The organism is Amygdalobacter indicium (assembly GCF_029101545.1).
GTDB classification, from domain to species: domain Bacteria; phylum Bacillota; class Clostridia; order Saccharofermentanales; family Fastidiosipilaceae; genus Amygdalobacter; species Amygdalobacter indicium.
Genome location: NZ_CP118866.1, coordinates 1,253,434 through 1,279,142, shown reverse-complemented (window position 1 = coordinate 1,279,142; position 25,709 = coordinate 1,253,434). Strand labels below are relative to the sequence as shown.

The following is a 25,709-nucleotide window of genomic DNA, read 5'->3' as shown; positions in this document are numbered from 1 at the left end:
CAGAAAAGCGCCGGGAGATTCATCTCGGCGCCTTGAACAGAAGCGGCGGTGTAAGAATTATAATTGGCAGTTTTGGTTGATTATTGCCTTACCCTTATTATGGTTAATTATTTTTTGCTATGTACCTATGGCGGGTATCGTTTTAGCTTTCAAGAATTATTCGCCGGCTCAAGGTATCTTTGCCAGCAGATTTGTCGGCTTGCAATGGTTTAGACAATTTTTGTTCGGACCGTACGGCTTTCGCACAATTATTAATACTTTGCGCTTAGGTGTTTATTCACTGATTGTCGGATTTCCTTTGCCTATAATTTTGGCGGTGTTCATCAATGAAGTTGGTTGTAAGCGCTTCAAAAAAGCGGTACAGATGATTACCTATGCTCCGTATTTTATTTCTTTGGTTGTTATGGTCGGTATGATGATGAGCATAATGGACATGCGCAGCGGCGTTATCAATCAGATTATAAAAATGTTCGGCGGTAAGGCACTCAATTTTTTCGGTGACCCTAATATTTTCCCGCATCTTTATGTTTGGTCAGGTATTTGGCAAAATATCGGTTATTCCTCAATTATCTACATCGCCGCCTTGGCCGGCGTCAGCAAAGAGTTACAGGAAGCAGCTCTAGTTGATGGAGCGGGCAGATTTCAGCGAATAATCCATGTCGATTTGCCGAGTATTGCTCCGACTATAGTGATGATGCTTATTTTTAATGTCGGTTCAATTATGAGTATCGGCTTTGAAAAAGCCTATTTGATGGGTAACAGTGTTAATGCTTCAACTTCAGAGATAATTTCAACTTATCTTTATAAAGTTTCGGTACAGCAAGGAAATTACAGTTACGGTGTTGCAGTCGGTTTATTCAATTCATTGGTAAGCTTGATTTTATTCGTTGCCGTTAATAAGATTTCGCGCAAATTAACCGATACGGCGATTTGGTAAGGAGGTAAATATGCTGTTTAAGCACAAGAAAACGCAAATTACAGATAATTTCCGGGACCGTCTGTTCCTTTACTTTATTTACGGCGTATTGACCTTGCTTACCGTCATTATTCTTTTACCGTTGATTTATGTTGTAGCTGCGTCATTCAGCGATCCGCAAGCGGTTATCAGCGGCAAGGTCTTCCTTTGGCCGGTTAAACCGACTTTAAGAGGCTATGAGGCGGTTTTGACTTACAAACCGATTTTAATTGGTTTCAGGAATTCTTTGATTTATTTAGTGTTAGGTACAACGGTTAATATCAGTATGACGATGTTGGCGGCCTATGCGTTATCTCGCAAAGAATTTAAAGCAAGCAGATTTTTATCCGTTTTGTTTATGATAACTATGATTGTCAGCGGCGGAATTGTTCCCCTCTATTTACTGGTTAATGCTTTACATATGGACAATACTATTTGGGCTATGATTATTCCCAATGCTATTTCTGTTTGGAATTTGATGATTGCCCGTACCTATATTCAAAATCAGATTCCGAATGATTTGTATGAAGTTGCTGCTATTGACGGCTGTACGCCATTCGGTTATTTTTGGCGTGTCGTTTTACCGCTTTCCAAACCGATTATCGCCGTTTTGTCTTTGTATTACGGCGTGGCGCAGTGGAACTCGTATTTTAATGCGATGTTGTTTATTAATAATCCTAATTTGGAACCGTTGCAGATTAAGTTACGTCAACTTCTAGTTTTGAATACGGTAGATCCGACGATGATTACAAATGTTGAACAATTGATTGCTAAGCAGGGAATTACCGATTTGTTGAAATTTTCGACAATTGTAGTCGCTTCTTTGCCGGTGCTGCTGATTTATCCGTTAGTACAAAAACACTTTGTCAAAGGAATGATGATCGGCTCGGTTAAGGGTTAATATTAATCTTGCTTTTAATTAAGATGACGGAAATAAACAAGGACTGAAACAATTACAACTACAGGAGATATTATGCAGAAAAATTGGTTTACAACAGGAAAATTCGGCTTATTCATTCATTTCGGCCTATATTCGCTTTTAGGAGGAGAATATAAAGGCCAAAAAATCAGAGGCTTGGCGGAGTGGATATTGAACAATGCCGACATCCCTTTAGAAGAATATCGCAGCTTAGCCGGAGAATTCAACCCGCAGGAATTTCAGGCGGAAAATATTTGCCGTCTTGCTAAAAGTTGGGGTATGCGCTACATCTGCCTGACCTCCAAACACCATGAGGGATTTGCCTTATTTGATTCCAAAGTCAGCTCTTATAACTCCGTGCAGGCCAGCCCCTGTAAAAGAGATTTCGTTAGGGAAATGCAGGAGGCGTGTGAAAAATACGGCTTAACATTCTGTGTGTATTATTCCCAAGCTCAGGACTGGGACGACCCGGACGCTTATCGAGCTTATCATTACAACAGTCAGAAGAATTTTGCCCGCTATTTTTACGGAAAATGTCTGCCGCAGGTAGAAGAATTGCTGACTAACTACGGCAAAATCGGCATGATTTGGTTCGATACACCGATTGACATGAGTCAACAACATTGCCGGGAATTAAGCGAACTTGTCCATAAATTACAACCCGAATGCTTGATAAGCGGCAGAATCGGCCATGGCTTGGGCGATTATATCAGCACGCAGGATAATAGAATACCGGCCGCACCGATAGAAAAAATGTGGGAAGTTGCCGGGACGATGAATGACAGCTGGGGCTTCAGAAAAGGAGATGAAAACTGGCAGACTGCGGCGACCACCATCCATAAATTGCTGAAAATTGCAGCGCGCGGCGGCAATTATTTGTTGAATATCGGACCTGACGGACATGGCAGAATCCCGTCAGCTTGCCTGACAGAACTTAATAAAGTCGGAGAATATCTGGAAAAAGCGGGTGAGAGCGTTTATTCAGCTTACACTTTGCCCTTGTATGTTTATGAGATAAACGAATACTGCTTCACGGCAAGAGACCATCAGCTGTATATTACTTTCTTCAACCCGGAAAAATTGCAGGGGCGTACTTTTGATATTCCGAATATTTGCAATCATGTCGTTCAAGCAAAATGGTTGAATTTACCTGAGTCGTATAATGAAAAACAGATGTTTCGGGAGACTTCAACTTTGGAAGGAGACCCGTGTTATATTGTTACTTTACCGAAAAATTTGCCTAATATCCCGGCGTTAACTTTGAAGCTGACGTTGGCAGAGGCTGATTATCGGCAAAATCCGCTGTAAAAGTGTAAGTTTGGAAGGTGAAAAATGATACTGGCAATTGATATTGGAGGCACCGGAATTAAGAGTGCTGTTTTTCAAGCAGGAAAATTAATGGATAAGGCTATTTGTCATACGCCGCCGACGTGGGATTTGCTTTGTGTCTGTTTGCAGGACCTGGTGAACAAATACAGCTCCAAGTATCAGATTAGCGGCTTGGCGTTCAGTGTTCCCGGAATTCCCAATCAGGCAACTGGCAGAGTAGAAGGGGCCAGCTCGTTACGCTACATTCATCAAGTGAATTTTGTGGCTGAGTTGACGCAACTGCTGCATTTGCCGCTCAGCTTTGCTAATGATGCCAATTGTGCCTGTTTGGCCGAGATGAACCGGCCTGATATGTTGCAAGTTAAAAATTTCTTGATGCTGGTTATCGGTACGGGTATCGGCGGTACTATAGTGTACGATCGTAAAATTATTGCCGGCACGCATAATTTTGCCGGAGAATTCGGTATGATGTTGGTTGACGGCCACAATGAATTGGCTATTTTAGGTTCGCCGGTCCATACGGCAGAACGTGTTTCCCGGCAAAAAGGTCGACAACTTAGCGGCGAAGAGGTTTTTGCTTTGGCTGACGCTCATGATGCGGAGGCGGAGGCGGCCTTAGCGCAGATGTATCACTATTTAGCTTTGGGGATTTACAATTTGCAGTATATTCTTGATCCGCAAGTTATCGTTTTGGGCGGCGGAATTACGGCCCGACTTGATTTGACGGCAAGAATTAATTCAGCGCTGCAGGAGATTATGCACTATGGCCAAAGAGCGCCGCTTACGCCGATAATCAGGACGGCAACTTACGGCAACGATGCCAATTTGTTAGGGGCGGCTTATTATTTTACTGAGAAGTTTGAATAAGGTTTACGGCATGCTTAGAAAGAAATATCGGAATTACTTATGTCAACATTATATGTAAAATTATCGACAACAACTATTGAAATGCCGCCGGATTCGATTGAGCATCACATTGCTCGAATAATACGGGACTAACGGGATTTTTGGTTGGCTTCAGGTAATTAATCCGCAAACAGGCTTTGACCGCACTGTAATAGCAACGATTATAGCGTGTATAGTCAGCTTTGTCAGTGCAATAATATTGATGCTTATATTTGGGAAAAGTGTTACAGATGTAGATAAGCAATAAATTGTCGCTTGGCAATAATCTTTCATTAAAAATCGATGTAAGCGAAAATTTCGTTTATACCGATTTTTATTTATGTCGCACTCTCATTCGTAAACGATTTTGCAACCCTCTTCACTAATAATTTGACTTAGCGTTGGTGACAAAGGCTGACTAGTCAGCAACAAATCAATTCTTCTGTAATCCTCCAATTTGAAAAAACCGCTTGTACTTTCTTTCGTGTCGTCACATAAAAGATAAATTTTTTTTGCTTGTCGCATCATTGCTCGTTTAATTAAAGCTTGAGCATCATCACCTTCAAAAATACCGTTCGGCAAAATAGCTTTGGATGACAAAAATACGGCATCGGCGGTGAAGTTGCCAATAAAGTCGATAGCGTATTGGCCGATAATTGAGAGGCTTTTGTGCTTGACGGTGCCGGGACAAATGTAACAAGTAATATTTTGATAAAAATTAAGCTGTTCAGCGATGTTGATGCCGTTGGTAATGACTGTGATATTTTGAAAGTGCCTGATTAACGGACATAATTCATTGACTGTTGAGGAAGAATCCAAAAAAATTACCATATTATCGTGTAAGAGCTTACCGGCTAAGTGAGCAATAAAAGACTTTTTAATCAGATTTTGCATACGGCGTTTACTTATAGGCGACTCTGTAGCTCCACTTTCTACCAAGCCCACACCGCCGTGAAAACGTTGCACAACACTTGTTTTTTCCAAGGAAATTAAATCCCGGCGCAAGGTAGATTTGGAAATATAAAGTTTGGTCATAAGATTGTCAATGGTGGCAGAACCACCTAAATCTTCCAATAAACGAATGATTTTCTTTTGTCTGATAGTCAACATTTGTTACAACTCCTTCTTTTGAAACAAAGTGAACATATGTGAATTATTATGACACTTAAAGTGAAATAGAACCAGTATTTGCACCAACGGTTCTCAAAAGTCGTGCAATATGCTATATTTTTGACATGAAAAAGCATATAAGCTTGTGCAATCGGTCAAGCGAAAGTGACTTAAATCACATGATTTGACTGGAGTTCAGAAAAGTTCATTGCTGAGCAGGAGCTACGGATCCCTTAATAAGGGTGAAGATAAGCAGTACGAGAAAATCTTATGAGGAGCAGTGTATGAAAAAGATTTTAGCAATTGATATGGGTGCTACATCTATTCGCGGTATATTGGCTTATGTCGATAACAACGGACTGCAAATGCAGGAGGTTATGCGTTTATCCCATAAGATGGTTAAAGTCGACGGTTGTCTACGTTGGCAATGGTCACGCCTGATTACGGCTATTAGTGACACTGTTATAAAGTATGCTTCTGAAATAAGTGCTGTTGCCGTCGATACTTGGGGTGTCGATTTCGGTTTGATTGATACGCAGGGTAAGCTACTGGCTGATCCTATAACTTATCGTGAGCCGAAACATTTGAAAGGTTTGGAGATTTCGCATCGCTACTTTACAGATGAAGAATTATTCCGTTTAACCGGCAATCAAGTATCGCCTATCAATACACTTAATCAGTTACTTGCATTGAGAGCGGAAAAACCGCAATTATTAAAACAAGCAGCTAAAATCTTATTGATTCCCGACCTGGTACAGTATTACTTATGTGGTGCCATTCTGGGAGAGAAAAGTATTTGGTCAACAACGGCAATGTTGGATGCCCGAAATAAAAATATTTCGGAATATCTGTTGGATATGTTCGGCTTGGATCGACATTTGATTCCGGCATTTCGAGCGGCAGGTACAGTTAGCGGTTCAACTCTTAATAGTATTATTCCGGCTCTGCGGGCCTATGATATTAAAGTCATTAATGTTTTGGGGCACGATACTGCGGGTGCTGCTTTAGTAACAAGAGCAATGAGTGAATCTGATTGTATGTTTATTTCTTGCGGAACTTGGTCTTTGGTAGGAGTTAGCACGGACAAAGCGTTTGTCGATCAGGCGGCGTATCGTGCTGGGTTGACTAATGAACTTGCCTATCAGGAACGGACTTTACTTTTGCAAAATATAACCGGTTTGTACGTTTTGGAGCAATATAAACAGCAATTAGAAAATAAAATGGCAAGAAAAATTGCTTTTTCCGAGATAACTGAGCATGTTGAGAAGCATCAAGGAACTTATTTGACTATTGATTTGGGTAACAGTGTTTTTGCTCAAGCAGATACGGATTTTGCCGCCGCGATGAAGGAGTCTTTGTGCCACAGGGCAGTAAATTCCGGTTCGGATGATTACAGGCAATATGACGATTTCGATTACTTTGGTGTTATTTATCAGAGCTTGGCGGAACAATATCGGCAAACGCAACAGCAACTTCGGCAAATTACGCAGAATAGTTTGTCAAAGGTCCATCTTATAGGTGGCGGTGCAAAATCAACTTATTTATGTCAACTGATTGCTGATACTTTGCAAACACCGGTAATTGCCGGACCTTATGAAGCATCCGCTTTAGGCAATATTTTATTACAACTGAAAACTTTGGGCGAGATTAAAGATATTGCTCAGGGCTTGGAGCTCAGTGGAAAAATTTGTCCGACTGTCATTTATCAACCGCAGATGGCAAACAGAACTGAGAACAAAAAAATTAATTAAGTATATGAGGTTATCAACCGAAATATAAAAAATAAGGAGAGCGATTATGAAACATCCACGAATTGGTATTAGACCTATTATTGACGGCCGTATGGGCGGTGTCAGAGAGTCTTTGGAAGAGCAATGCCTTAATATGGCGGAAAGTGCAAAGAAGTTGATTGAAGCTAATTTGCGCTATCCTGATGGTGAAGCGGTAGAGTGCATCATTTCACCTTGTACAATCGGCGGTGCAAAAGAAGCAGCAATTTGTGAAGAATATTTTGCTACACAAAATGTTGTAGCAACTTTAAGCGTTACACCTTGTTGGTGCTATGGTACAGAAACTATTGATTTGAACCCGAATACAATCAAGGCTGTTTGGGGCATTAACGGAACAGAGCGCCCGGGTGCGGTTTATCTGGCTTCAGTTATGGCAGCTTATGCTCAACGCGGTTTGCCGGCATTCTCAATTTACGGTCAGGAAGTACAGGATAAAAGCGATAAGAGCATTACTCCTGATGTACAAAAGAAAATTTTGGATTTTGCACGCGCTGCAGTTGCTGTCGGTGTTATGCGTGATAAATCTTATGTCAATATCGGTGCAGTAGCGATGGGTATTGCAGGTTCAGCTGTTAATGTTGATTTCTTACAGAAATATCTCGGTATGCGGACAGAGTGGGTTGATATGACAGAAGTTCTGCGCCGTATTAATTTGGGTATTTATGACCATGAGGAATTTGTAAAGGCAAAAGCTTGGGTAAAAGAGAATTGTAAGGAAGGCTTGGACATTAATAAAGGCAAGAAGTTGGCCGATATTGTTGTAAAAAGTCGTTTTGTGCCGGAAGCTGAACAATGGGATTTTGTTATTAAGCATGCAATGGTTGTACGTGACATTTTGTTCGGTAATCCTAAGTTGAAAGAAATGGGCTGGATTGAAGAGTCTCTGGGACGAAACGCTATTGCCGGTGGTTTCCAGGGTCAAAGGATGTGGACAGACTGGTTGCCTAACGCTGATTTTACCGAAGCTATTATGGCTACAAGTTTTGACTGGAACGGTAAAAAAGCTCCGACGGCATTTGCGACAGAAAATGATACTTTGAACTGTATCTCCATGTTGTTCGGTAATCTGGTTACAAATAAAGCTGCGATTTTCTCGGACGTGAGAACCTATTGGTCACCTGAATCAGTTAAACGAGTAACAGGTAAGGAACTTACAGGTGCAGCGAAAAACGGTATTATTCACTTAATTAATTCCGGCGCCAGCTGCTTGGACGGTTCAGGTGCAGCGAAGAATGAAAAGGGCGAAGGTTGCATGAAGGAATGGTGGAATTTAACTGATAAAGACGTTAAAGATTTGCTGAATGCTACCGACTGGTGCCGTGCCAATTATGAGTACTTCAGAGGCGGCGGATATTCTTCTCACTTCAGAACAAATGCCGAAATGCCGGCAACGATGATTAGATGCAATATTATCGAGGGCGTAGGTCCGACTTTACAAGTTATTGAAGGCTATACCTGCAAGATTGATGATGAAATTCATCGTATTTTGGACGAAAGAACTGATAGAACTTGGCCTACAACCTGGTTTGCCCCGATTTTGAATGAAGATACAGCACCGACAGTTTATGAAATGATGTCAAAGTGGGGTGCCAACCATGGCGCAACAGTTTACGGCCATGTAGGTGATCGTTTAATCACGTTAGCTTCTATGTTACGTATCCCGGTAGTCTTCCACAATATCTCGCGTGATAGAATTTATCGGCCGCATACATTCAACGGTTTCGGTACAAAAGACTTGGAAGGTCAGGATTTCCGTGCTTGTGCATATTACGGTCCTATGTATCGCTAAATATATTATTACTCCCCCAGCCGGCAAGGTATAACAGCTTTGCCGGCTCATAAGAAAAGGTTAGGTTAAAAATGTTAGAAAAAGAAAAATTGCAGTTAATTGAGTACGGTAACAAATTGTTTGACACCCATTTGACCAAAGGAACAGGCGGTAATTTAAGCGTCTGTGATCGTAATCTCGGTTTAGTTGCTATTACACCTTCAGGTATTAGCTTCCATGAGATTCAACCGGAAGATATAGTTGTTTTGGATTTGGACGGGAAGGTTGTTGAAGGCAAAAGAGTTCCGTCTTCTGAATGGGAAATGCATCTTAATCTTTATCGTACCAGAGATTTTAACGCCGTTATTCATGCTCATACTATGTGGAGCACGGTTCTGGCTTGTTTACGTCAGGAATTACCTCCGACTCACTACATGATTGCCGTTGCAGGTAAAACTGTTAGAGTTGCAGATTATGCCACATACGGAACACATGAATTGGCGATGAATGCAGCCAAAGCTATGGAGGGCAATCGTGCCGTTATTTTAGCTAATCATGGTATTTTAGCTGGAGCTCAGGATTTATTAAATGCATTCAATATTATTGATGAAATTGAGTATTGCGCAGAAATTTATTGCAAAGCAAGGGCTATTGGTAAGCCGGTAGTTTTGCCGGAAAGTGAAATGGATTTGATGTTGGAAAAATTCAAGACTTACGGGCAAAAGAAGAGCGTACGCAAATAATAAGAGTCAGGCGACGGGAGAAAGACAATGGGTGAAGTTATACTCAGAATGAAAAATATTAAAAAATATTTTTCCGGCGTCCAAGCCTTAAAAAATGCTGATTTGGAGCTGAAATCAGGTGAGGTAATAGCCTTAGTCGGTGAAAATGGTGCCGGTAAATCAACGTTGATGAAAATATTGACCGGAATTTACAAGCGTGATGGCGGCAGCGTGGAATATATGGGGCAGGAAGTTGAGTATAACGGCCCCAGAGAATCGGAAAAAGCCGGTATTTCTATTGTTCATCAGGAATTAAATATGATGAGCGATTTAACGGTGGCGCAGAATCTTTTCATCGGCCATGAAATTATGCAGGGAGCTTTGATTAATGACAAGCTGATGGTGGAAAAAGCTAAGGAATTTTTTGCCAAGCTGCACATTGCTATTGATCCGGAAGTCAAAATCGGTGATTTGACGGTAGGTAAACAGCAAATGGTTGAAATCGCCAAAGCAATCAGTAAACAAGCACGGGTAATTATTTTCGATGAACCGACAGCAGCCTTGACTGATGCTGAAATTGCCGAGTTATTCAAAGTTATTGCCGATTTGAAGGCGGATGGTGTGGGAATTATTTATATTTCTCACCGTATGGACGAGATTGGAGCAATTTCCGATCGTATAGTAGTTATGCGTGACGGCGAGTATGTTGGTACTTTGGAGACTAAAGATTGTACCAAAGCTGATATTATCAAGTTGATGGTAGGCCGAACTGTTTATACTGATCCGAAAACGAAATCTTGTGTTCCGCCCGATGCTCCCGTAGTTTTACGTTGTGAGAACTTGAATCGTGGTAAATTTGTCAAAAATGTTTCCTTTAATTTACGTAAAGGCGAAATTTTGGGCATTGCCGGCTTGATGGGATCAGGTAGAACTGAAACAGCTCGTCTGCTTTTTGGAGCTGATAAGAAAGATTCGGGTAAGATTTTTATAAACGATAAAGAAGTTCGGATTGACTCGCCTGAAGATGCGGTTAAAGCAGGAATCGGTTATTTATCTGAAGACCGGAAACGCTACGGCTTAATTGTTGATAAGAGCGTGGAAGATAACACGGTTATGGCTTCTGTTGATAAATTTATGAAAGGTTTATTTATCGACAAGAAACGCACTAAGACGGTTTCTGAAGACTTCGCGCGGGAGCTTAGGACTAAAACCCCTTCTGTCGACCAGATTGTTAAGAAACTGTCCGGCGGTAATCAGCAAAAAGTAGTTATTGCAAAATGGCTTTGCCAAGATTCAAATATCCTGATATTTGATGAGCCGACACGTGGTATTGATGTCGGAGCCAAGAGTGAAATATACCAGCTAATGGATACTTTAGCTAAAAAAGGCAAGTCCATTATTATGATCTCTTCCGAATTACCCGAAGTTCTTAGAATGAGTGACCGTATAGTGGTTATGTGTGAAGGTCGGGTCAGCAAAATTCTCAATATTGAAGAAGCTAATCAAGAAAATATTATGGAAGCGGCGACAAATCGCCAGGAGAATTAAGAATATGAACAGTAAACTGAAGAAAATATTCGCCAATCAGCAGGCAGTTGTAGTACTGGCGTTGATTGTTATCTGCGTGGCTTTCTCATTAATTACCCCGAAATTCATGCAGCCCACAACATTTACAAATATTGCTAAATCAGCATACTATGTTTCGTTTATGGCCATAGGTGTAACATTTGTTATTTGTACAGGTGGTATTGACCTGTCAATTGGTACCGTTGCTATTTGTGCCGCATTAATCGGCGGTACATTGATGGAAGCGGGATTGCCGATGCCTTTGGTGATTATCGTTACTTTGTTGGTCGGAGGACTTTTCGGCTTGCTGAACGGTGTTTTGGTTTCAAAATTCGGTCTGCCATCTTTTATTGCCACTTTAGGTTCAATGATGATTTCCCGCGGCTTGGGTTCCATTGTTTCCAAGACGAAAACTATCTCTTTCCCTCAAGGTGATAGTGCCGGAGCTTGGTTCAGAGAGCTTTTTATGGTAACTAAAGATGGCATTTTACCTAAAAATTTCCCGACAGGATTCGTTTTGATGGTCGTATTGGCTGTTATTATGGGTGTTATTTTGAACAAAACACGTATCGGACGTTATATTCTGTCTATTGGCTCCAATAAAGAAGCAACTAGATTGTCCGGAATTAACGTCGCCAAATATGAGTGCTTAGCCTATATTTTTGCCGGACTTTTCGCAGCTTTAGCAGGTATTGCTTATGTTGCTGTTTTCACAACCGCTCAGCCGAATACAGGTAACGGCTTTGAACTTGATGCGATTGCCGGTGTGGTTATCGGCGGTACTTCACTAGCCGGCGGCTCAGGCTCCATTTTTGGTACGATTATCGGTGTTTTGATTATGACCGTACTTAAGATCGGCTTCCCTTACATCGGTGTACAGTCTCATTATCAATTGTTCATCACCGGTATTATCTTAATTTTCGCAGTTTACATGGATATTCTCAATCGTAAACGTAAGAATGCGTAATAGTTCGATTGTTCCGAATTTACGCGGATTATTTCAAAAAGTAAGTTAAAAGATGGCAAAAGTTCATCTAATAATTTTAAGGAGGAAAAACATATGAAGAGCAAGCAAGTTTTAACGGCTCTCGTATTAGCAACAGCGATGATGGCCGGTTTGGCAACAGGTTGTCAGAAGCAAAGTGCGCCTAAGGAGGAAGGTAAGAAGACCGAGTCCAAGGCTAAGGAGGATAAAGCTAAAAAGACTGAGTCCAAGTCGACGAACAAAGTCGCAGAAAAAAATACGGACGGCAAAAAAATGCACATTGATGTTATTGCTAAAGGCTTCCAGCATCAGTTCTGGAAAGCAGTTGAACAAGGTGCCAATCAGGCTGCGAAAGAATTCGGTGTGGATATTACTTTCCAAGGCCCGGATAATGAGTCGGCAATTGCTCAACAAATAGAGTATCTTGATGCTGCAATTGCGAAAAAACCTAATGCTATTTGCTTGGCTGCATTGGATACCAAAGCATCTTTGAATTCTATTAAGACAGCAATGAATAGTGGTATTCCGATTATCGGCTTTGACTCAGGTGTACCTGATGCTCCGAAGAATGCGGTTAAAGGTAACGCGGCTACTGATAATAAAGCTGCCGGTGAATTGGCTGCTAAAGAGATGTATAAGATGATTGAGAGTAAATTAAAGAGTGACAAGCCTGTTCGTATTGGTGTTGTAGCGCAAGAATCCAATTCTCAATCCATCGTTTCCCGTACTAAAGGCTTTGTTGATAAAATGGTTGAATTAATCGGTGCAGATAAAGTTTCTGTAGAAGGCCATGATAGTTTGAAGAAGGAAAAAGCTGGAGCTAAAGTAATAATTGATGTGGGTATTCCTGCAGAGGTTAAAGATGTTGATGCAGCAGCTGTTGCAGCAGCTATTTTGGAAAAAACGGATTTGATTGCTATTTACGGGTCCAACGAATTTGCCGCTAACGCTATTATTACAGCAAATGAAGGCTTGGACAAAATCGGTGAAGGTAAAGTTGTCGCAGTCGGTTTTGATGCAGGTAAAAAATTGTTGGCAGCTATTAAATCAAAACTGTTTGCCGGTGCTGTTACTCAAAATCCGGTACAAATCGGTTATCAGGCAGTGAAGTTGGCAGTCAGCGCCGCCAAAGGTGAAGCTGTTAAGGATGTCGATACAGGTGCTTTGTGGTACAACGCCGATAATATGAAGGATCCTAAAATTGCTCCGTGCTTATATGAATAAGGAGATGGGAATATGTTAAAAGGTATTCCGGCAATTTTAAGTCCGGATTTGTTAAAACGCTTATGTGAAATGGGTCATTCAGATCGTCTGGTAATTGCTGACGGCAATTTCCCGGCAGAATCGTTAGGTAAAAATGCTCATGTTGTCCGCTTAGACGGACATGGTGTTCAGGAAATATTACAGGCAGTATTACAGGTTATGCCGCTTGATCAATATGTAGAACAACCGGTAAGTTTAATGGCAAAAGTGCCGGGCGATAATGCACCTACACCTATTTGGGATGTAGTTAAGGCGGAAGTGAAAAAAGTTGATGAGCGTGGTGAAAAGGTAGTAGGATTTTTGGAGCGTTTCAAGTTTTATGAAGAAGCAGCGCAAGCCTATTTGATTATTACCAGTTCGGAAAAAGCTTTGTATGCCAATGTACTTTTACAAAAAGGTGTAGTTTGAATACCCTTCCTTGACATGACATAATCGCACAAAAGCGGTCCTTACAGCTCTTTTATCCTTGTAGGAGCTGGATAAGGACCGCTTATTTTTGCTGCTTACGCTGTCAGATAGAGAAGCTGCCGGGCAAAAAGCATATTGCTGCGAGAGCAAGCTGCTCCGGTCACCTTAAAGACACTGCTTGCGCCCCCAGAGCCCAAATAGCCCCCGGAACTCTAGAACCCTCGAACCCTCGACCCGGCCGCCGCAAATCCGTCAAAACCTCGCCCTCTTTCGAACCTTCGGCCGATTAAATCCCTGGAACTCAGGATTCAATATAATATTTATAGAGAGCTTGAGTCCCTTCATCACTCAGACCTAACTTGGCCAAAGTCTTAAATTCTCGTAGAACCTGTTGCAAAATCGGCAAAACCAACTGATTCTTCAAAGCACAGGTTTGAGCAATCTGCATATCCTTAATAAAATGCTTGACGAAAAAGCCCGGCGCATAATTTTGCGCCATAATCTTTTTAGAACAGTAATCAAGTTGGAAAGAAGCAGCCGACCCGCCGGAAATAGCATTCAGCACCGGTTCCAACGGCAAGTTGTTTTTCTTAACATAAGCTAAAGATTCCATGACACCGGCAATAGCACCGGCAATAGCAATTTGATTAGCCATCTTACAATGTTGGCCGCTGCCGGCCTGTCCGATGTAAGTAATAGTTTCACCCATAGCCTGAAACAGCGGTAAAGCGCTTTCGTAATCTTTTTCCTTGCCGCCGACCATGATTGTCAATTTACCGTTCCTTGCCCCCACATCGCCGCCGGAAACAGGAGCATCCAGCATTCGCAAATCGGCCATTTCCGCTTGGACTGCCAGATTTTGCGCCAAAATAGGAGAAGAAGTGGTCATATCGATTAATAAAGCATTTTTGCGTGCTGAAGGTATAACTTTTTTATAAGTATTCTGGACGTCAATCGGATACCCTAACATCGTGATAATTACATCCGCATCTTCTATACAGGTGGATAAGTTGGAGTAGACAACAGCGCCGTCTGCCTCCAAAACCTTGGCCTTAGCATATGTGCGGTTGAAAACGCCAACCGAAAAATTATTCTTTAATAAATTACGTACCATTCCTTGTCCCATGACACCGGTACCGATAAAAGCTATTTGCATAAGCCCTGCCACTCAAAATGTGTTGAAATATACTCAAACACATCGAGAAATTGAAGTCCTTGCGGATACTTCTTACTGCTTCAACGTGTATGCTTTGGCGATTGTAAACAATACGCTACTCACAAGCTCATGTACACTCCACAGTCGTAAATTCCTGCGATAGCCCGCAGTACATACTTACGTTTGCTTTCATTATGCAACCTCGTAAGTTAAAGCATCTCTTAAATTAAGTGCAGCATTAAAATCCCTATCCTCGACATAGCCACAATCACAACGGTATATTCTATCTGAAAGCTTCAAATCTTTCTTGACAGCTCCACAGCAGTGACATGTTTTGGACGATGGATACCATCTGTCTACGACTCTTAATTCAATACCCTTTTCATCACACTTAGCTTTAAGCTTAGTTCTAAATTCATAGAACTTTTGTGATGCAACGGCTTTGGATAGATGTCTGTTCTTCATCATTCCTGATACATTCAAATCTTCAATAGTTATATAAGACGGCTTGGCTTTCACTATCTCGGCTATTGATTTGTTGATATAGTCAGTACGGATATTATCCATTTTATGATAAACTCTTTGCACTTTAAGCTTTTGCTTTTGTATATTCTTTTGAGTGGACTCTCCTTTCTTTAAATTCTCATACTTGCGTGAGAGACATCTTTGTTCTCTGCGCAATTTCTTTTCTAACTTTTTAACTCTTGCCGACTTGTTGATGTTTTTATAGGTTTTACCATTAGAAACAATCGCCAAGTCTTTCAATCCAAGGTCAATTCCTATGCCGTCATTGCTATTATCAGCAATCTTAGCGGCCTTAGCGGCGGGAATTTCCACAAGAGCCGACACATAATATCTGCCTGCTTTGATGGATACTGTACCGCTTTTGATTTTCCAGCCGTCTTTAGTTGTCGGTATATAGCCTTTTTCTTTAATGCGTACCCAACCTAAAGTAGGGATGTTCAACCTATGTCTCTCGCAGCTGCAATCTTTAGGATTGTTCTTTACGAAATACATTTTTACATCAGATTTACCTTTCTTTTTGAAATTAGGAAAAGCACTTTGATGTTTAAAAAATCTTGTAAATGCAGTATATCCATCTTCAATAGACTTTTTTACAGCTTTTGCATACACTTCTTTAATCCATACTTTTTCAGGGTTATTAGGAATGTACTCATTATTGAGCCAGACGCTAAAGCTCTTGCCGGTCATAAACTTTTCGCCTTTATCGTATAAAGCTTTGTTATGATCAAGATAGAAGTTGTAAACGTATCTACAAGTGCCGATAGTCTTGTTAATCTTGATTTTTTGCTCGACTGTCGGATTTATTTCCGTTTTGAAGCTCTTTAGCAATTTTTTCATCCCCTTCTATTTGTTTTCTATACTTACGAAAGTTTCTTGTAGATACTCCGGCATAAATAACAATCTGACGATTATCATTTTTTGTAATTAGTGATATTAGATGTGTTCACGGCAATATCCTCTGTGAGTATATTTTAACGTGTTTAATCACCATTAACAATGGTTTTGATTGCTTAAGGTTGCCTCCTAAAATATCCGATAAGTAAATTATAAGCTATTAATTATAATAATAGGACTAATTTTGCCAAAAACATCGCGCCATATTACAGAATTTACATATTTAACGCTTCGACCCGGCATGCAGTCCCGCTTCGATCCGGGCAAGCACCCCGGCCCGGCCTGATTCAACTCAGCTCACCCGGCCCCGGCATGCAGTCCACCTCAGCCCGCCTCCGCCTCCGCAAGCCCGCCTCCGCAAGCCGCAAGCCGCAATCTGAAATTCGCTCCGTTACCGGCATAATATAATTGTAATTAATTGTTACAAAAATCCAATTATCTTATGCTATAATCAATTAAATCGAACGAGAGGGGAAAAGAAAATGTTGGAGGAAAAATCATGCGGAGCGGTAGTATTTACGCTCATCAACGGTCAACGCCACTATGTGATAGTTCGCCAGCTTGACGGCCACCACGGCTTCCCCAAGGGCCATGTCGAGGGAGAAGAAACGGAATTGATGACAGCAGGCAGAGAAATCAAAGAAGAAACAGGTCTGGAACCTGAATTCATCAAAGGATTTCGCTATGTCGATGAATATCTGCTGCCGCATAACAACAACATAAAAAAACAGGTAGTCTATTTTTTAGCGGAATACAGTCAGCAGAAATTGGTACCGCAGGCGGCGGAAATCAGCCAAATTGAGTTGCTGCCTTATAATGCGGCTTATAAGCGCCTGGAATTTCCGGGGATCAGAGCCGTTTTACAGCTGGCGGAGCGCTATTTGCAGCGAAAAGCGCCGAATTAGCCGAAAAAATCGAAATTTTGTTATAAAATAATATTGTGAATACATCAAGATAAGAAAAGGAGCGGATTTTGTGCCGAAACAAACTTTTTTTAATTTGAGCAATATCAAGCGGGAAAAAATCATCAGCGCTTTGGAGCAGGAGTTTCAAAAGCACACGCTGGAGCAGGCGACGGTCAAGGATGTTGTTGAGTTGGTAGGCTTGTCGAGGGGCAGCTTTTATCAGTATTTCGACAGCCTGGAAGAGAGTTATTTCTATATTCTATTAAGGCGCTTCCATAATATTCATCTGAATTTCCTGAAATTCTGCAAACTCGGGCATGTCGATTTGCAGGCGGCGATGTATGATTACGGTGATTTCTTGGCGGCGGAGCTTTATTCTGCCAATAATTACGATTTATTCCGCAATCGTTATTTATATTGGAGCTTGCAGTTGGAGATGCGCTGGCGGGAGTATATGGGCAAGCAGAACCCCGAGCAGCAGTTGATGCTGATTTATACGAATGAACGTCTGCAATTTATCGGGGCAGTATTTCACTCTTTAATTCAACGGCTTTATTTGGAAGGGTGGTCGAGAGATATATTCTTAAAGCATTACAATGAGACGGTGCACTTTATTTTGAATGGTATAGATCGTATTTGACGTATAAGTCTTGCAGGTGCGGATTTACTCAAGTAGCTGCAGGCGTGCGTGGGGCGCTTTTATTTGCCGGCATTTCTTCTGTTGACGGAGATGCCGGTATTTTTTTGCTTTTCATCAAGGTTTCATATCGCAGTTATATACTGGCTTTGCCGGTAAGAAATTGGAGGACTGAATCATGCAAATATGGCAACAGGCAGCCTTATATATTTGGCGACGCAAGCAGCAGTCGTGTATGTGGCTGGCCGTGTTAAGTATAGCGCTGGCAGCAATTTATACTTGTTTGACCGTTAATCGGACAATCGGCGAAATGCTGCGGCAAATTGAACAGGTGACGGAAGCTTCGGCTTCTTTGAGTCGTAAGGACGGGCGGCGCTTTTCCGAGGCGACATTAAATGAGTTACGCCGAAATTTCAACTTGGAGCTGATTAATCGGCTGGCTGTAAGTCAGGCAATGTTGCCGACAGGTGCGGGCAAGGTTTTTGCCGGCAAGCAGACAGTGCAATTGGATAATCAGGCGGAAGTTAATAAGTTGTTGGGTGTATATGCCGTCGATGACAGCAGTCGCCGAAGCGAGTTTTTAAGCGGCCGTTTCAAGTTAACAGCCGGACGACATCTGCAAAGTCGGGATAGAAACGAGATCATGGTGCATGAGTCTTTGGCACAGCTGAACGGGTGGAAGCTCGGAGATACTATTTCTTTGTCCGAATGGAAATTAAAAAATACCGTTTCCAATTCGGAGGGAAAAGCAGAAAGCGACTTGCCGCCGGGAAAGGTGCAAGGTGAGGTGCAGGCTGCCGTTAAGTATCGCTTGGTCGGCATTTTTGCCGGAGTTAAAGAAGAACACTTTCAAGGCTTTTCGTCGGACTTGAGCGAGAATACCGTTTTTACGTCCTATAACATGGACGGCGGGGGAGAGCCGGCAGAAAGCGCTAAAGCTGTAAAACAGGTTGATTTTTGGAGCAAAGATAAAAATTTCCTGCGGCAACTACAGGAAAATTACGCCAATTACCTCGAGGATGCTGCCGCTTATCAGGTTTTGCCGGTCATAAAACAGGCCAATGATACGCAAGATTCTTTCAGGACCTTACAAACGTTGGTTCGACTTTTAACCTTGGGTGTAATCATTGCCGCCTTAAGTGTTTCAGCTTTAATCCTTTTAGTGTGCTTACGCAATCGCATCCGAGAAATAGGCATACTGTTGGCCGTCGGGCGGGACGGAAAAGGAATAATCCGGCAGTTGATTACGGAACAGCTGTATTTAAGCTTGCCGGCAATTTTGTTGGCGGCAGTTAGCGGACCTTGGTTGCAAAAACAACTGGCAGCCGATCTTATGAGTCGGGCAGACACGGGCGGAGCGTGGACTTTTGCCGTCGGCAGTTGGCCCGAGCCTATGACGCTGCTTGCTTCTTACAGTTTGCTGGTTGGCATCATTATTAGCGCCGTAATTATCGGGGCGGGCATCTTTTTACGGAGAAAACCGAGAGAAATATTAGCAAAAATGAGTTAATGAGGAGTGAAATATGAGTGTATTGAGTTTGGAAAATGTCGCTTACAGTTATCGCGGCAGCAAAGAACAGGTTTTGCAAAAAGTCAACAGTCGCTTCGAGGCGGGAAAGTTTTATGCCATTGTCGGGCAATCAGGCGGAGGTAAATCGACTCTCCTGTCACTTATGGCCGGTTTGGACAGCCCGAATGAAGGGCAAATTAAATTTGATGAACGGGATATCAGTTTGGACGGTTATGCCAAGCATCGTAAAAAACAGGTTTGTCTGATTTTCCAAAATTATAATTTGATTGATTATTTGACGCCGTTGGAGAACGTCCGATTGGTGAATAAAAAGGCATCGGCCGATTTGCTTCTGAGCTTAGGCTTGAATGAAGGGCAAATTACCCGCAATGTTCTGCAATTATCCGGCGGTCAACAGCAAAGAGTGGCAATCGCCCGGGCTTTGGCGGCAGAAGCGCCGATTATTCTGGCTGACGAACCGACAGGTAATCTTGACCCCAAGACTGCCGCCGACATTATCGCCATCTTGCGGGAAGCGGTCGACAAACACGGGAAATGCGTGATTGTGGTTACGCACAGTAAAGAAGTGGCAGCTTCGGCGGATGAAATTTGGGAATTGAAAAATCATACTTTGCATTTGAGCAATAAAAGTCGTTAAAGGAGAAGCTTATGTGGAAAAATGCCTTTGCTTACGTTACAAGACAAAAATTCAAGTCTTTATTGCTTGCTCTTATTATTATGGTTATGGCAACCTTGAGCCTGCTGAGTTTATCGTTACGCAGCGCCGTTAAGGCTGCCGGCAGAAACAACTTTAAGAACATTACCAACAGTTTTTCGCTGCAAATTAATCGCTATTATAATCAGGGAACAGCCAGAGGTGCCGGCAACATAAAAGGTGAGGATATCAGCAAGATTGAACAATCGGAATATGTTGCTTCTTCAACCAAGCGCATTAATGCCGTCGGCGATCTGGTCGACAATGAAATCATTGATATTGACCCGGTAAGCGGTCGAGCTTTAGAAACGAAGGAACATTTTGAAAAGGCCTTGATGGTTACCGGGGTAGGTGATTCGGAGAAAGAGACGAAATTTGTCGGCAAAACTTATGTTTTAACAGCCGGCGAACATCTTAAACCGACAGATAAGCATCAGGTATTGGTGCACGAAGAGCTGGCCAAGAAAAACAATTGGAAAATCGGTGATAAATTCAAGTTGCGTTCCAATATTTATGATGCGGATAATGAAAAAAAGGCTGAAGAAACAGTCGAAGTCACAATCAAGGGCTTTTTCAGCGGAAAAAATAAGCGTGCGGTCACTTTTGCCGCCAATTATTATGCCAATGAGATAATTACGGATTTAACAACAGCGGCGGCTATGTACGGTTATACACCGGAAAACGCTTTATATCAGGACGCCACCTTTTTTGTGCGCGGCGAAGAAGATTTGGATAAGGTATTCAGTAATTTGCAGAAATTATCCATCGACTGGCGGGCTTATAAACTTTTGAAGAGTGCCGATAATTTCCCGGCGCTGCAGGCCTCTATTAACGGCGTTAATAAAATTTCCCGTAATATGGGCATCTTGAGTATCAGTCTGGCGATGATTATTCTTTCCCTCTGTCTGCTGATTTTCTTACAGGCACGGAAACGGGAAGCGGCAATTAAATTGGCGTTGGGTATGAATAAATTGCAGATAGTCGGCCAATTTTTCATGGAACTTTTATTGTTGGCGACTTTCGCACTTCCGGCAGCTTACGCTGTGGCGTGGAGTATCGGCGACAATATGCAGAAATTTATTCTGCAGCAGGTTAATCGCGGTATCCAAAGACAGTTATTACAGGCGGCGGCCGCCGGCAATTTGGGCGGTGGAGCTGAAAGCGACAGCTTCAATCAAACTCTGCAAACTTTAACTTTAAATATCGGCGCACAGGATGTTGTACCGGTACTTATCGGCAGTATTGTCGTGATTGTCATTTCTTTGCTGCTGGCAAGTTATTTCATCCTGCACAAGAGTCCGAAAGAATTATTGAGCGATGTTCTGTAAAAGCTCGCCGCTGCCCCGCTGCAGCAGTTATAGCAGTTGACAGCACTTGAACGTATAAATTAGTATTTAACTGTGTTGCCCGGGAAATTGGCGACCTGAACGGTAACAATCCGGGCAAGCAGTTTTTCAGGGAGAGAATATGAGAATTTTAGTTGTAGAAGATGATGAGCTGATATTGGAAGGTGTTTGCGAATATATCCGTGATATGGGCTATGAGTGCAAGGCTGCCAAAGACGGTTTGGAAGCCTTAACTTTGTTCAGACGGGAAGAGTTCAACCTTATACTTCTGGATATCATGCTGCCGAAATTGAACGGTTTGGATCTGTTGAGCCATATCAGAACGACCAGCAAAATTCCCATTCTCATGATGACAGCCTTCGGCGATGAAGAATATAAAATCAGCGCCTTTGCCCATATGGCGGACGGATTTATCGAGAAGCCTTTTTCTCTGCCCCTTTTAGGCACCAGAATTAAAGCTTTGCTGCAGCGTTATTATTCCAACTATGAAGTCTTTATTTATAAGGACTGTCAGGTGGATTTTTCGGCGTATGAAGCGACGTATAAAGGGGAAAAAGTGGCGATTAATCCTAAGGAACTGGAAATCTTGAAATACCTTTGTCAAAACAGCGATAAGGTTTTGACCAGAGCACAAATTTTGGACCACGTTTGGCAGGAAAAAGATGAAATCCCTTATGACCGGGTTATTGATGTTTATATCAAAGAATTGCGCCGTAAGTTGAACTTGGATTGTATCGTTACGGTCCGCAACGTCGGCTATATGTTGAAGAAATCGTGAGCTTATGAGTAAAATGCGCTTGAAACTTTTTCCGAAAATATTTATTCTGACCTGCTCTCTGATGCTGGCGCTGGTTGCCGTGATGCATTTTATTTTTTACAGCCATTTTTATTACAGCAACATAGATAATCAGGAGAAATTACTGCAGCGGCAGGCCGGTTTGATCGCCCAGACATTCGAGGGCTTCGATGAGGATTTGCTCAAACAGGCAGTTGAGGCTTTTTCCCGCAATAACACAATTAAGGCGCTGGTGCGTGACCCGAAGGAGCAGAAAGACGCGGAATTGGCGACGGAATTCAATTTCGCCGGGCAAAGCAAAAGCAATTATGTTTTCATTGTTGACAGAACTATTCATACAGCTGCCGGCAAGGAATTATTGTTGCAGGTTATGTCCACCGAAGATGTCGACATGGCGGCCAGAGACAAGAGCTTCAGCTTCCTGCCTTACACTTTAATTGCCTGTGTTTTATTCGCCCTGATAACTTCCTATATTTACGCCAAAATTGTAACCAGCCCGATTTATCGCAGCATGCAGGTGACAAAGCGCATGGAAGAACTTGATAAAAGCGCCTATTTGCCGGAAAACGGTCAGGATGAAATTGCCGACTTGAACCGCCAGATAAACAGCGTTTATCGTAAGTTGCTGACCACAATCAGCGACCTGGAACAGCGCAATCAGGAAATGTTGACCTTGGAAAAAATGAAGGTTAATTTTCTGCGCAGCACTTCGCATGAACTGAAAACCCCGCTTGCCGGTTTGAAAGTTATGCTGGAAAACATGCTTTATGATGTCGGACGCTACAAAGATCATAAAAAATATCTGCAGCTGTCGATTGCCGTTGTCGATCGCCTGCATGCCATGATTCGCGGAATTTTGGTTATTTCCAAATTGGCGGAGCTGAAACCGCCGACTGAAAAACTGGAATTGGCCCCCCTGTTGCAGGAATTGGTCAAAGAACATGAAGTTCTGGTGCAGGAAAAACAACTTGATTTACAGATCGATGTCGGTGATACCTGTATTTATTTACCGGAAATAGCTTGCCGCCAGGTATTGGCCAATCTGATCAGCAACGCCGTCAAATACACGCTTGCGCAGGGCAAAATCCGCATCTACATTGCCGCCGGCTGCCTGTGCGTCTTCAATACCTGTCAACCTTTGAGTCAGGAAGATATCCGGGATGCCTTCGCGCTGTTGCCGCAAAAACTGTCAGAACACAGCACCGGTTTGGGCCTTTATTTAATTCGCAACATTTTGCAGACATATAAGATAAAATATCAATTTGCTGAAGTTGAAGGCGGCATGTGTTTCTCATTACAATTAAAACCGGAAGAACGTGATATATCGTCTGAAAAAGCGGTATAATGCTGAGATACGGAGGCTTATATGGCAAAAACAATAGTTTTCAGTGACTGCGACGGTACTTTGCTGAACAGCAAGCATGAACTTACCGTACCGACTTATCGGGCGATTAAACATTTGCAGGCGGTCGGAATACCTTTTGTTATTATTTCAGGACGCAGCCCTTTGGGACTTTATCCTTTGTTGGAGCGCTATCAGTTCAATTGTCCGCTGATTTGTTACAGCGGGGCGTTGATTTTGAACGAAGCAGGGGAAGTGTGGCAAAATGTCGGCTTCAGTGCCGCTAAAGCGCAGGAAATTGTGAATTTTATTGAGATTAACGACTTTGACCTTACTTGGAATGCTTACACGGCGGCCGAATGGTATGTGCGTAAATTTGACGAGCGGGTCAAAAATGAGATGAATATTGTGCGGGCGACGCCGAAAGTTATCAACGGAAATTTGGCGGAAATTTTACCGTCGACTTTGCCGGTTAATAAGATTATGTGTATTTGCGCTCCCGGAAAAATTACGGCGATCGCCGCTGCAATTAAGGCGGCTTTCCCGCAATTATCAGTCACCAGGTCTTCGGCAAAATTGGTGGAAATTATGCACAAGGGTGTCAACAAAGGTCGGGCGATGCAGCTCTTTTGTCGCTATCTGCATGTGCCGTTGAAAAATACTATCGCTTTCGGCGACAGCTATAATGACGTGGAAATGTTGCAGACGGCGGGCAAATATTACTTGATGGCCAATGCCGAGCCGGAATTGTTGGCGAAATTTCCTAAACATACTTTGAGTAATGATGCCGACGGCATTTGCGCGGCACTTAAACGGCTGAATTTAATTAATTGACTGTTGAGTTTGAGCCGGTTGTAAAGAAGACCGCCTGATATTCAAGGCGGTCTTCGTTTAACATATATTTGCTGTCGCTTAATTCGGACGGCTCAATCCTGAACGATTTATTTAATCCAAATTCAGACGTCTTAAAGGCATCGACATGCAACGGGGGCCGCCGCGCCCGCGTGAAAGTTCACCGGAGCGCAAAACATGTAATTTCACCCCGTAACGGTCCAGTTCTTCATTTGTATAAACATTACGATCGTAAACAACAGCCTCGCCCGGACTGATAGCCAAAGTATTATAACCGTCGCTCCACTGCTCCCTGATCGCATCCATTACCGTACCTTTACCTTCACGAATCAATCTTACGGCCGGAATATGCAAATAACGCTTCAAAACTGCCTGCAAATCATTACCCAGAAAATCGGTGTGAATTTCTTTCCCGCGCAAAGTCAGGGCATAAATCTCCAAAGTTTCATCCACCTGCGGATGCAAGGTGAACAAGTCCCGATCAACCATGGTGAAAACTGTATCAAGATGCATAAAAGCGTGCGATTTAGGAATTGTAAGTGCCAGAACCGTCTCGTAACCGCTGCCGCTTGTAAGCAAATTGTGCGCTAAACGCATAACACCTGCAGCTGTTGTCCGCTGACTGACACCGACAGCCACAACTTTATCGGACAAAACAATAATATCGCCGCCTTCAATCGACAAACCGTCGTGCCGATCGTACCACAAGGGCAAATTTTCCTGCCGAAATAAAGGATGATAGCGGAAAATCATCCGCCCGAACAAAGTCTCCCGCCGTCTGGTTACAGACCACATATGATTCAAACTGACACCGTTACCGACAAAGGCGAAAGGGTCACGGGTAAAATACAAATTCGGCATCGGCTCGGTCACGAAAAAGGAACGTTTCTCCGTCATTTCAACCAAAGTCGTTTTGTTGTACAACGGCAATTCGTTTTTGCGCATACCTTCCATCATCTTCAATACCAGGTCATAATTATTCAAACTGTAAAGGTACTGCTGCAGAAGATGCATTTCACGCGGCACGGCAATATCAGCCTCTTGCAGATAGGTGTCGATAAATTCCTGCCTGATGGATTCATCTGTAATTGATTCCGCCGCCAAGTCTTCCAAATAATAAACTTTACAACCCTGTTTCTGCAAAATCTCGGCGAAATTATCGTGTTCTTTCTGCGCTTCGTCCAAAAAGGGCAATTCATCAAACAATAAGTCGGCCATGATTTCCGGCGTGATATTCAACAATTCCCGTCCCGGCCGATGCAGAATAACTGCCTGCAATTTACCAATTTCCGATTTAATATTAACTAAGGGCATAGACACCTCCTCGGTCT

General features: G+C 42.5%; 23 protein-coding genes. 19 read left to right on the top strand and 4 right to left on the bottom strand.

The annotated features are described in order from the left end of the window. Nucleotides 1-127: 127 nt before the first annotated feature. From PYS60_RS05415 to PYS60_RS05400, 4 genes are all read left to right on the top strand, one after another. Nucleotides 128-937, top strand: a complete 810-nt coding sequence (locus PYS60_RS05415; RefSeq protein WP_315568287.1) for an ABC transporter permease — start codon at nt 128-130, stop codon at nt 935-937. 10 nt (nt 938-947) lie between these two features. Beyond that, nucleotides 948-1,856 carry a carbohydrate ABC transporter permease gene (locus PYS60_RS05410; RefSeq protein WP_315568285.1) on the top strand — a complete coding sequence of 303 codons (909 nt, stop codon included), beginning with the start codon at nt 948-950 and terminating at the stop codon, nt 1,854-1,856. A gap of 72 nt (nt 1,857-1,928) precedes the next feature. Then, nucleotides 1,929-3,182 carry an alpha-L-fucosidase gene (locus tag PYS60_RS05405; RefSeq protein ID WP_315568284.1) on the top strand — a complete coding sequence of 418 codons (1,254 nt, stop codon included), beginning with the start codon at nt 1,929-1,931 and terminating at the stop codon, nt 3,180-3,182. Nucleotides 3,183-3,206: 24 nt separating this feature from the next. Beyond that, entirely contained in the window at nt 3,207-4,070 is an 864-nt protein-coding gene (locus tag PYS60_RS05400) for an ROK family protein (protein ID WP_315568282.1), read from the top strand. A 369-nt stretch (nt 4,071-4,439) separates the two neighbouring features. Here the strand turns inward: PYS60_RS05400 and PYS60_RS05395 are convergent, their stop codons facing one another. Continuing rightward, nucleotides 4,440-5,198, bottom strand: a complete 759-nt coding sequence (locus PYS60_RS05395; protein ID WP_315568281.1) for a DeoR/GlpR family DNA-binding transcription regulator — start codon at nt 5,196-5,198, stop codon at nt 4,440-4,442. 284 nt (nt 5,199-5,482) lie between these two features. Between PYS60_RS05395 and PYS60_RS05390 the strand changes: the two genes are divergently transcribed. The 7 genes from PYS60_RS05390 to PYS60_RS05360 all read left to right on the top strand — a co-directional run bounded on the left by PYS60_RS05390 (nt 5,483) and on the right by PYS60_RS05360 (nt 13,700). Continuing rightward, nucleotides 5,483-6,949, top strand: a complete 1,467-nt coding sequence (locus PYS60_RS05390) for a rhamnulokinase (RefSeq protein WP_315568279.1) — start codon at nt 5,483-5,485, stop codon at nt 6,947-6,949. Between the two features lie 46 nt (nt 6,950-6,995). Continuing rightward, entirely contained in the window at nt 6,996-8,777 is a 1,782-nt protein-coding gene (locus PYS60_RS05385; protein ID WP_315568277.1) for an L-fucose isomerase, read from the top strand. A gap of 71 nt (nt 8,778-8,848) precedes the next feature. Further along, the gene (locus PYS60_RS05380) at nt 8,849-9,499 is read left to right on the top strand and encodes an L-fuculose-phosphate aldolase (protein ID WP_315568276.1); all 651 of its coding nucleotides are present in this window, start codon (nt 8,849-8,851) and stop codon (nt 9,497-9,499) included. 27 nt (nt 9,500-9,526) lie between these two features. Further along, the gene (locus PYS60_RS05375) at nt 9,527-11,026 is read left to right on the top strand and encodes a sugar ABC transporter ATP-binding protein (RefSeq protein WP_315568274.1); all 1,500 of its coding nucleotides are present in this window, start codon (nt 9,527-9,529) and stop codon (nt 11,024-11,026) included. Nucleotides 11,027-11,030: 4 nt separating this feature from the next. Then, complete coding sequence (locus PYS60_RS05370) at nt 11,031-12,011, top strand: ABC transporter permease (RefSeq protein ID WP_315568272.1); 981 nt, start codon at nt 11,031-11,033, stop codon at nt 12,009-12,011. Nucleotides 12,012-12,104: 93 nt separating this feature from the next. Then, nucleotides 12,105-13,253 (top strand): ABC transporter substrate-binding protein, encoded by a 1,149-nt coding sequence (locus tag PYS60_RS05365; RefSeq protein ID WP_390866521.1) that lies wholly within the window; start codon nt 12,105-12,107, stop codon nt 13,251-13,253. A 12-nt stretch (nt 13,254-13,265) separates the two neighbouring features. Further along, on the top strand, nt 13,266-13,700 hold the full coding sequence (locus tag PYS60_RS05360; protein ID WP_315568270.1) for an RbsD/FucU family protein: 435 nt from the start codon (nt 13,266-13,268) through the stop codon (nt 13,698-13,700). A 301-nt stretch (nt 13,701-14,001) separates the two neighbouring features. Here PYS60_RS05360 and PYS60_RS05355 read toward each other — a convergent pair whose 3' ends face one another. Together PYS60_RS05355 and PYS60_RS05350 are read right to left on the bottom strand one after the other, a co-directional pair. Next, nucleotides 14,002-14,856: an NAD(P)-dependent oxidoreductase gene (locus tag PYS60_RS05355; RefSeq protein WP_315568269.1), complete on the bottom strand. Its 855-nt coding sequence runs from the start codon at nt 14,854-14,856 to the stop codon at nt 14,002-14,004. Nucleotides 14,857-15,048: 192 nt separating this feature from the next. Further along, entirely contained in the window at nt 15,049-16,209 is a 1,161-nt protein-coding gene (locus tag PYS60_RS05350) for an RNA-guided endonuclease InsQ/TnpB family protein (protein ID WP_390866557.1), read from the bottom strand. A gap of 548 nt (nt 16,210-16,757) precedes the next feature. Between PYS60_RS05350 and PYS60_RS05345 the strand changes: the two genes are divergently transcribed. From PYS60_RS05345 to PYS60_RS05310, 8 genes are all read left to right on the top strand, one after another. Continuing rightward, nucleotides 16,758-17,180, top strand: a complete 423-nt coding sequence (locus tag PYS60_RS05345) for a bis(5'-nucleosyl)-tetraphosphatase (protein WP_315568266.1) — start codon at nt 16,758-16,760, stop codon at nt 17,178-17,180. Nucleotides 17,181-17,250: 70 nt separating this feature from the next. Then, nucleotides 17,251-17,820: a TetR/AcrR family transcriptional regulator gene (locus PYS60_RS05340; protein ID WP_315568264.1), complete on the top strand. Its 570-nt coding sequence runs from the start codon at nt 17,251-17,253 to the stop codon at nt 17,818-17,820. 175 nt (nt 17,821-17,995) lie between these two features. Next, nucleotides 17,996-19,327: an ABC transporter permease gene (locus PYS60_RS05335; RefSeq protein ID WP_315568262.1), complete on the top strand. Its 1,332-nt coding sequence runs from the start codon at nt 17,996-17,998 to the stop codon at nt 19,325-19,327. 13 nt (nt 19,328-19,340) lie between these two features. Continuing rightward, nucleotides 19,341-19,985, top strand: a complete 645-nt coding sequence (locus PYS60_RS05330; RefSeq protein WP_315568261.1) for an ATP-binding cassette domain-containing protein — start codon at nt 19,341-19,343, stop codon at nt 19,983-19,985. Between the two features lie 11 nt (nt 19,986-19,996). Further along, nucleotides 19,997-21,370, top strand: a complete 1,374-nt coding sequence (locus PYS60_RS05325) for an ABC transporter permease (RefSeq protein WP_315568259.1) — start codon at nt 19,997-19,999, stop codon at nt 21,368-21,370. A 139-nt stretch (nt 21,371-21,509) separates the two neighbouring features. Next, nucleotides 21,510-22,166: a response regulator transcription factor gene (locus tag PYS60_RS05320; RefSeq protein WP_315568258.1), complete on the top strand. Its 657-nt coding sequence runs from the start codon at nt 21,510-21,512 to the stop codon at nt 22,164-22,166. A 4-nt stretch (nt 22,167-22,170) separates the two neighbouring features. Continuing rightward, entirely contained in the window at nt 22,171-23,529 is a 1,359-nt protein-coding gene (locus tag PYS60_RS05315) for a sensor histidine kinase (RefSeq protein ID WP_315568257.1), read from the top strand. Nucleotides 23,530-23,550: 21 nt separating this feature from the next. After that, a complete protein-coding gene (locus PYS60_RS05310; RefSeq protein ID WP_315568255.1) occupies nt 23,551-24,360 on the top strand; it encodes a Cof-type HAD-IIB family hydrolase in 810 nt (269 codons plus the stop codon). A gap of 111 nt (nt 24,361-24,471) precedes the next feature. Here PYS60_RS05310 and PYS60_RS05305 read toward each other — a convergent pair whose 3' ends face one another. Further along, entirely contained in the window at nt 24,472-25,692 is a 1,221-nt protein-coding gene (locus PYS60_RS05305; RefSeq protein ID WP_315568254.1) for an arginine deiminase, read from the bottom strand. Between the last annotated feature and the right edge of the window lie 17 nt (nt 25,693-25,709).

What these genes read in the sequence shown, in the direction of transcription:
- PYS60_RS05415 (WP_315568287.1), top strand. Translation starts at nt 128, where the DNA reads ATGGCGGGTATCGTTTTAGCTTTCAAGAATTATTCGCCGGCTCAAGGT.
- PYS60_RS05410 (WP_315568285.1), top strand. Translation starts at nt 948, where the DNA reads ATGCTGTTTAAGCACAAGAAAACGCAAATTACAGATAATTTCCGGGAC.
- PYS60_RS05405 (WP_315568284.1), top strand. Translation starts at nt 1,929, where the DNA reads ATGCAGAAAAATTGGTTTACAACAGGAAAATTCGGCTTATTCATTCAT.
- PYS60_RS05400 (WP_315568282.1), top strand. Translation starts at nt 3,207, where the DNA reads ATGATACTGGCAATTGATATTGGAGGCACCGGAATTAAGAGTGCTGTT.
- PYS60_RS05395 (WP_315568281.1), bottom strand. Translation starts at nt 5,198, where the DNA reads ATGTTGACTATCAGACAAAAGAAAATCATTCGTTTATTGGAAGATTTA.
- PYS60_RS05390 (WP_315568279.1), top strand. Translation starts at nt 5,483, where the DNA reads ATGAAAAAGATTTTAGCAATTGATATGGGTGCTACATCTATTCGCGGT.
- PYS60_RS05385 (WP_315568277.1), top strand. Translation starts at nt 6,996, where the DNA reads ATGAAACATCCACGAATTGGTATTAGACCTATTATTGACGGCCGTATG.
- PYS60_RS05380 (WP_315568276.1), top strand. Translation starts at nt 8,849, where the DNA reads ATGTTAGAAAAAGAAAAATTGCAGTTAATTGAGTACGGTAACAAATTG.
- PYS60_RS05375 (WP_315568274.1), top strand. Translation starts at nt 9,527, where the DNA reads ATGGGTGAAGTTATACTCAGAATGAAAAATATTAAAAAATATTTTTCC.
- PYS60_RS05370 (WP_315568272.1), top strand. Translation starts at nt 11,031, where the DNA reads ATGAACAGTAAACTGAAGAAAATATTCGCCAATCAGCAGGCAGTTGTA.
- PYS60_RS05365 (WP_390866521.1), top strand. Translation starts at nt 12,105, where the DNA reads ATGAAGAGCAAGCAAGTTTTAACGGCTCTCGTATTAGCAACAGCGATG.
- PYS60_RS05360 (WP_315568270.1), top strand. Translation starts at nt 13,266, where the DNA reads ATGTTAAAAGGTATTCCGGCAATTTTAAGTCCGGATTTGTTAAAACGC.
- PYS60_RS05355 (WP_315568269.1), bottom strand. Translation starts at nt 14,856, where the DNA reads ATGCAAATAGCTTTTATCGGTACCGGTGTCATGGGACAAGGAATGGTA.
- PYS60_RS05345 (WP_315568266.1), top strand. Translation starts at nt 16,758, where the DNA reads ATGTTGGAGGAAAAATCATGCGGAGCGGTAGTATTTACGCTCATCAAC.
- PYS60_RS05335 (WP_315568262.1), top strand. Translation starts at nt 17,996, where the DNA reads ATGCAAATATGGCAACAGGCAGCCTTATATATTTGGCGACGCAAGCAG.
- PYS60_RS05330 (WP_315568261.1), top strand. Translation starts at nt 19,341, where the DNA reads ATGAGTGTATTGAGTTTGGAAAATGTCGCTTACAGTTATCGCGGCAGC.
- PYS60_RS05325 (WP_315568259.1), top strand. Translation starts at nt 19,997, where the DNA reads ATGTGGAAAAATGCCTTTGCTTACGTTACAAGACAAAAATTCAAGTCT.
- PYS60_RS05320 (WP_315568258.1), top strand. Translation starts at nt 21,510, where the DNA reads ATGAGAATTTTAGTTGTAGAAGATGATGAGCTGATATTGGAAGGTGTT.
- PYS60_RS05315 (WP_315568257.1), top strand. Translation starts at nt 22,171, where the DNA reads ATGAGTAAAATGCGCTTGAAACTTTTTCCGAAAATATTTATTCTGACC.
- PYS60_RS05310 (WP_315568255.1), top strand. Translation starts at nt 23,551, where the DNA reads ATGGCAAAAACAATAGTTTTCAGTGACTGCGACGGTACTTTGCTGAAC.
- PYS60_RS05305 (WP_315568254.1), bottom strand. Translation starts at nt 25,692, where the DNA reads ATGCCCTTAGTTAATATTAAATCGGAAATTGGTAAATTGCAGGCAGTT.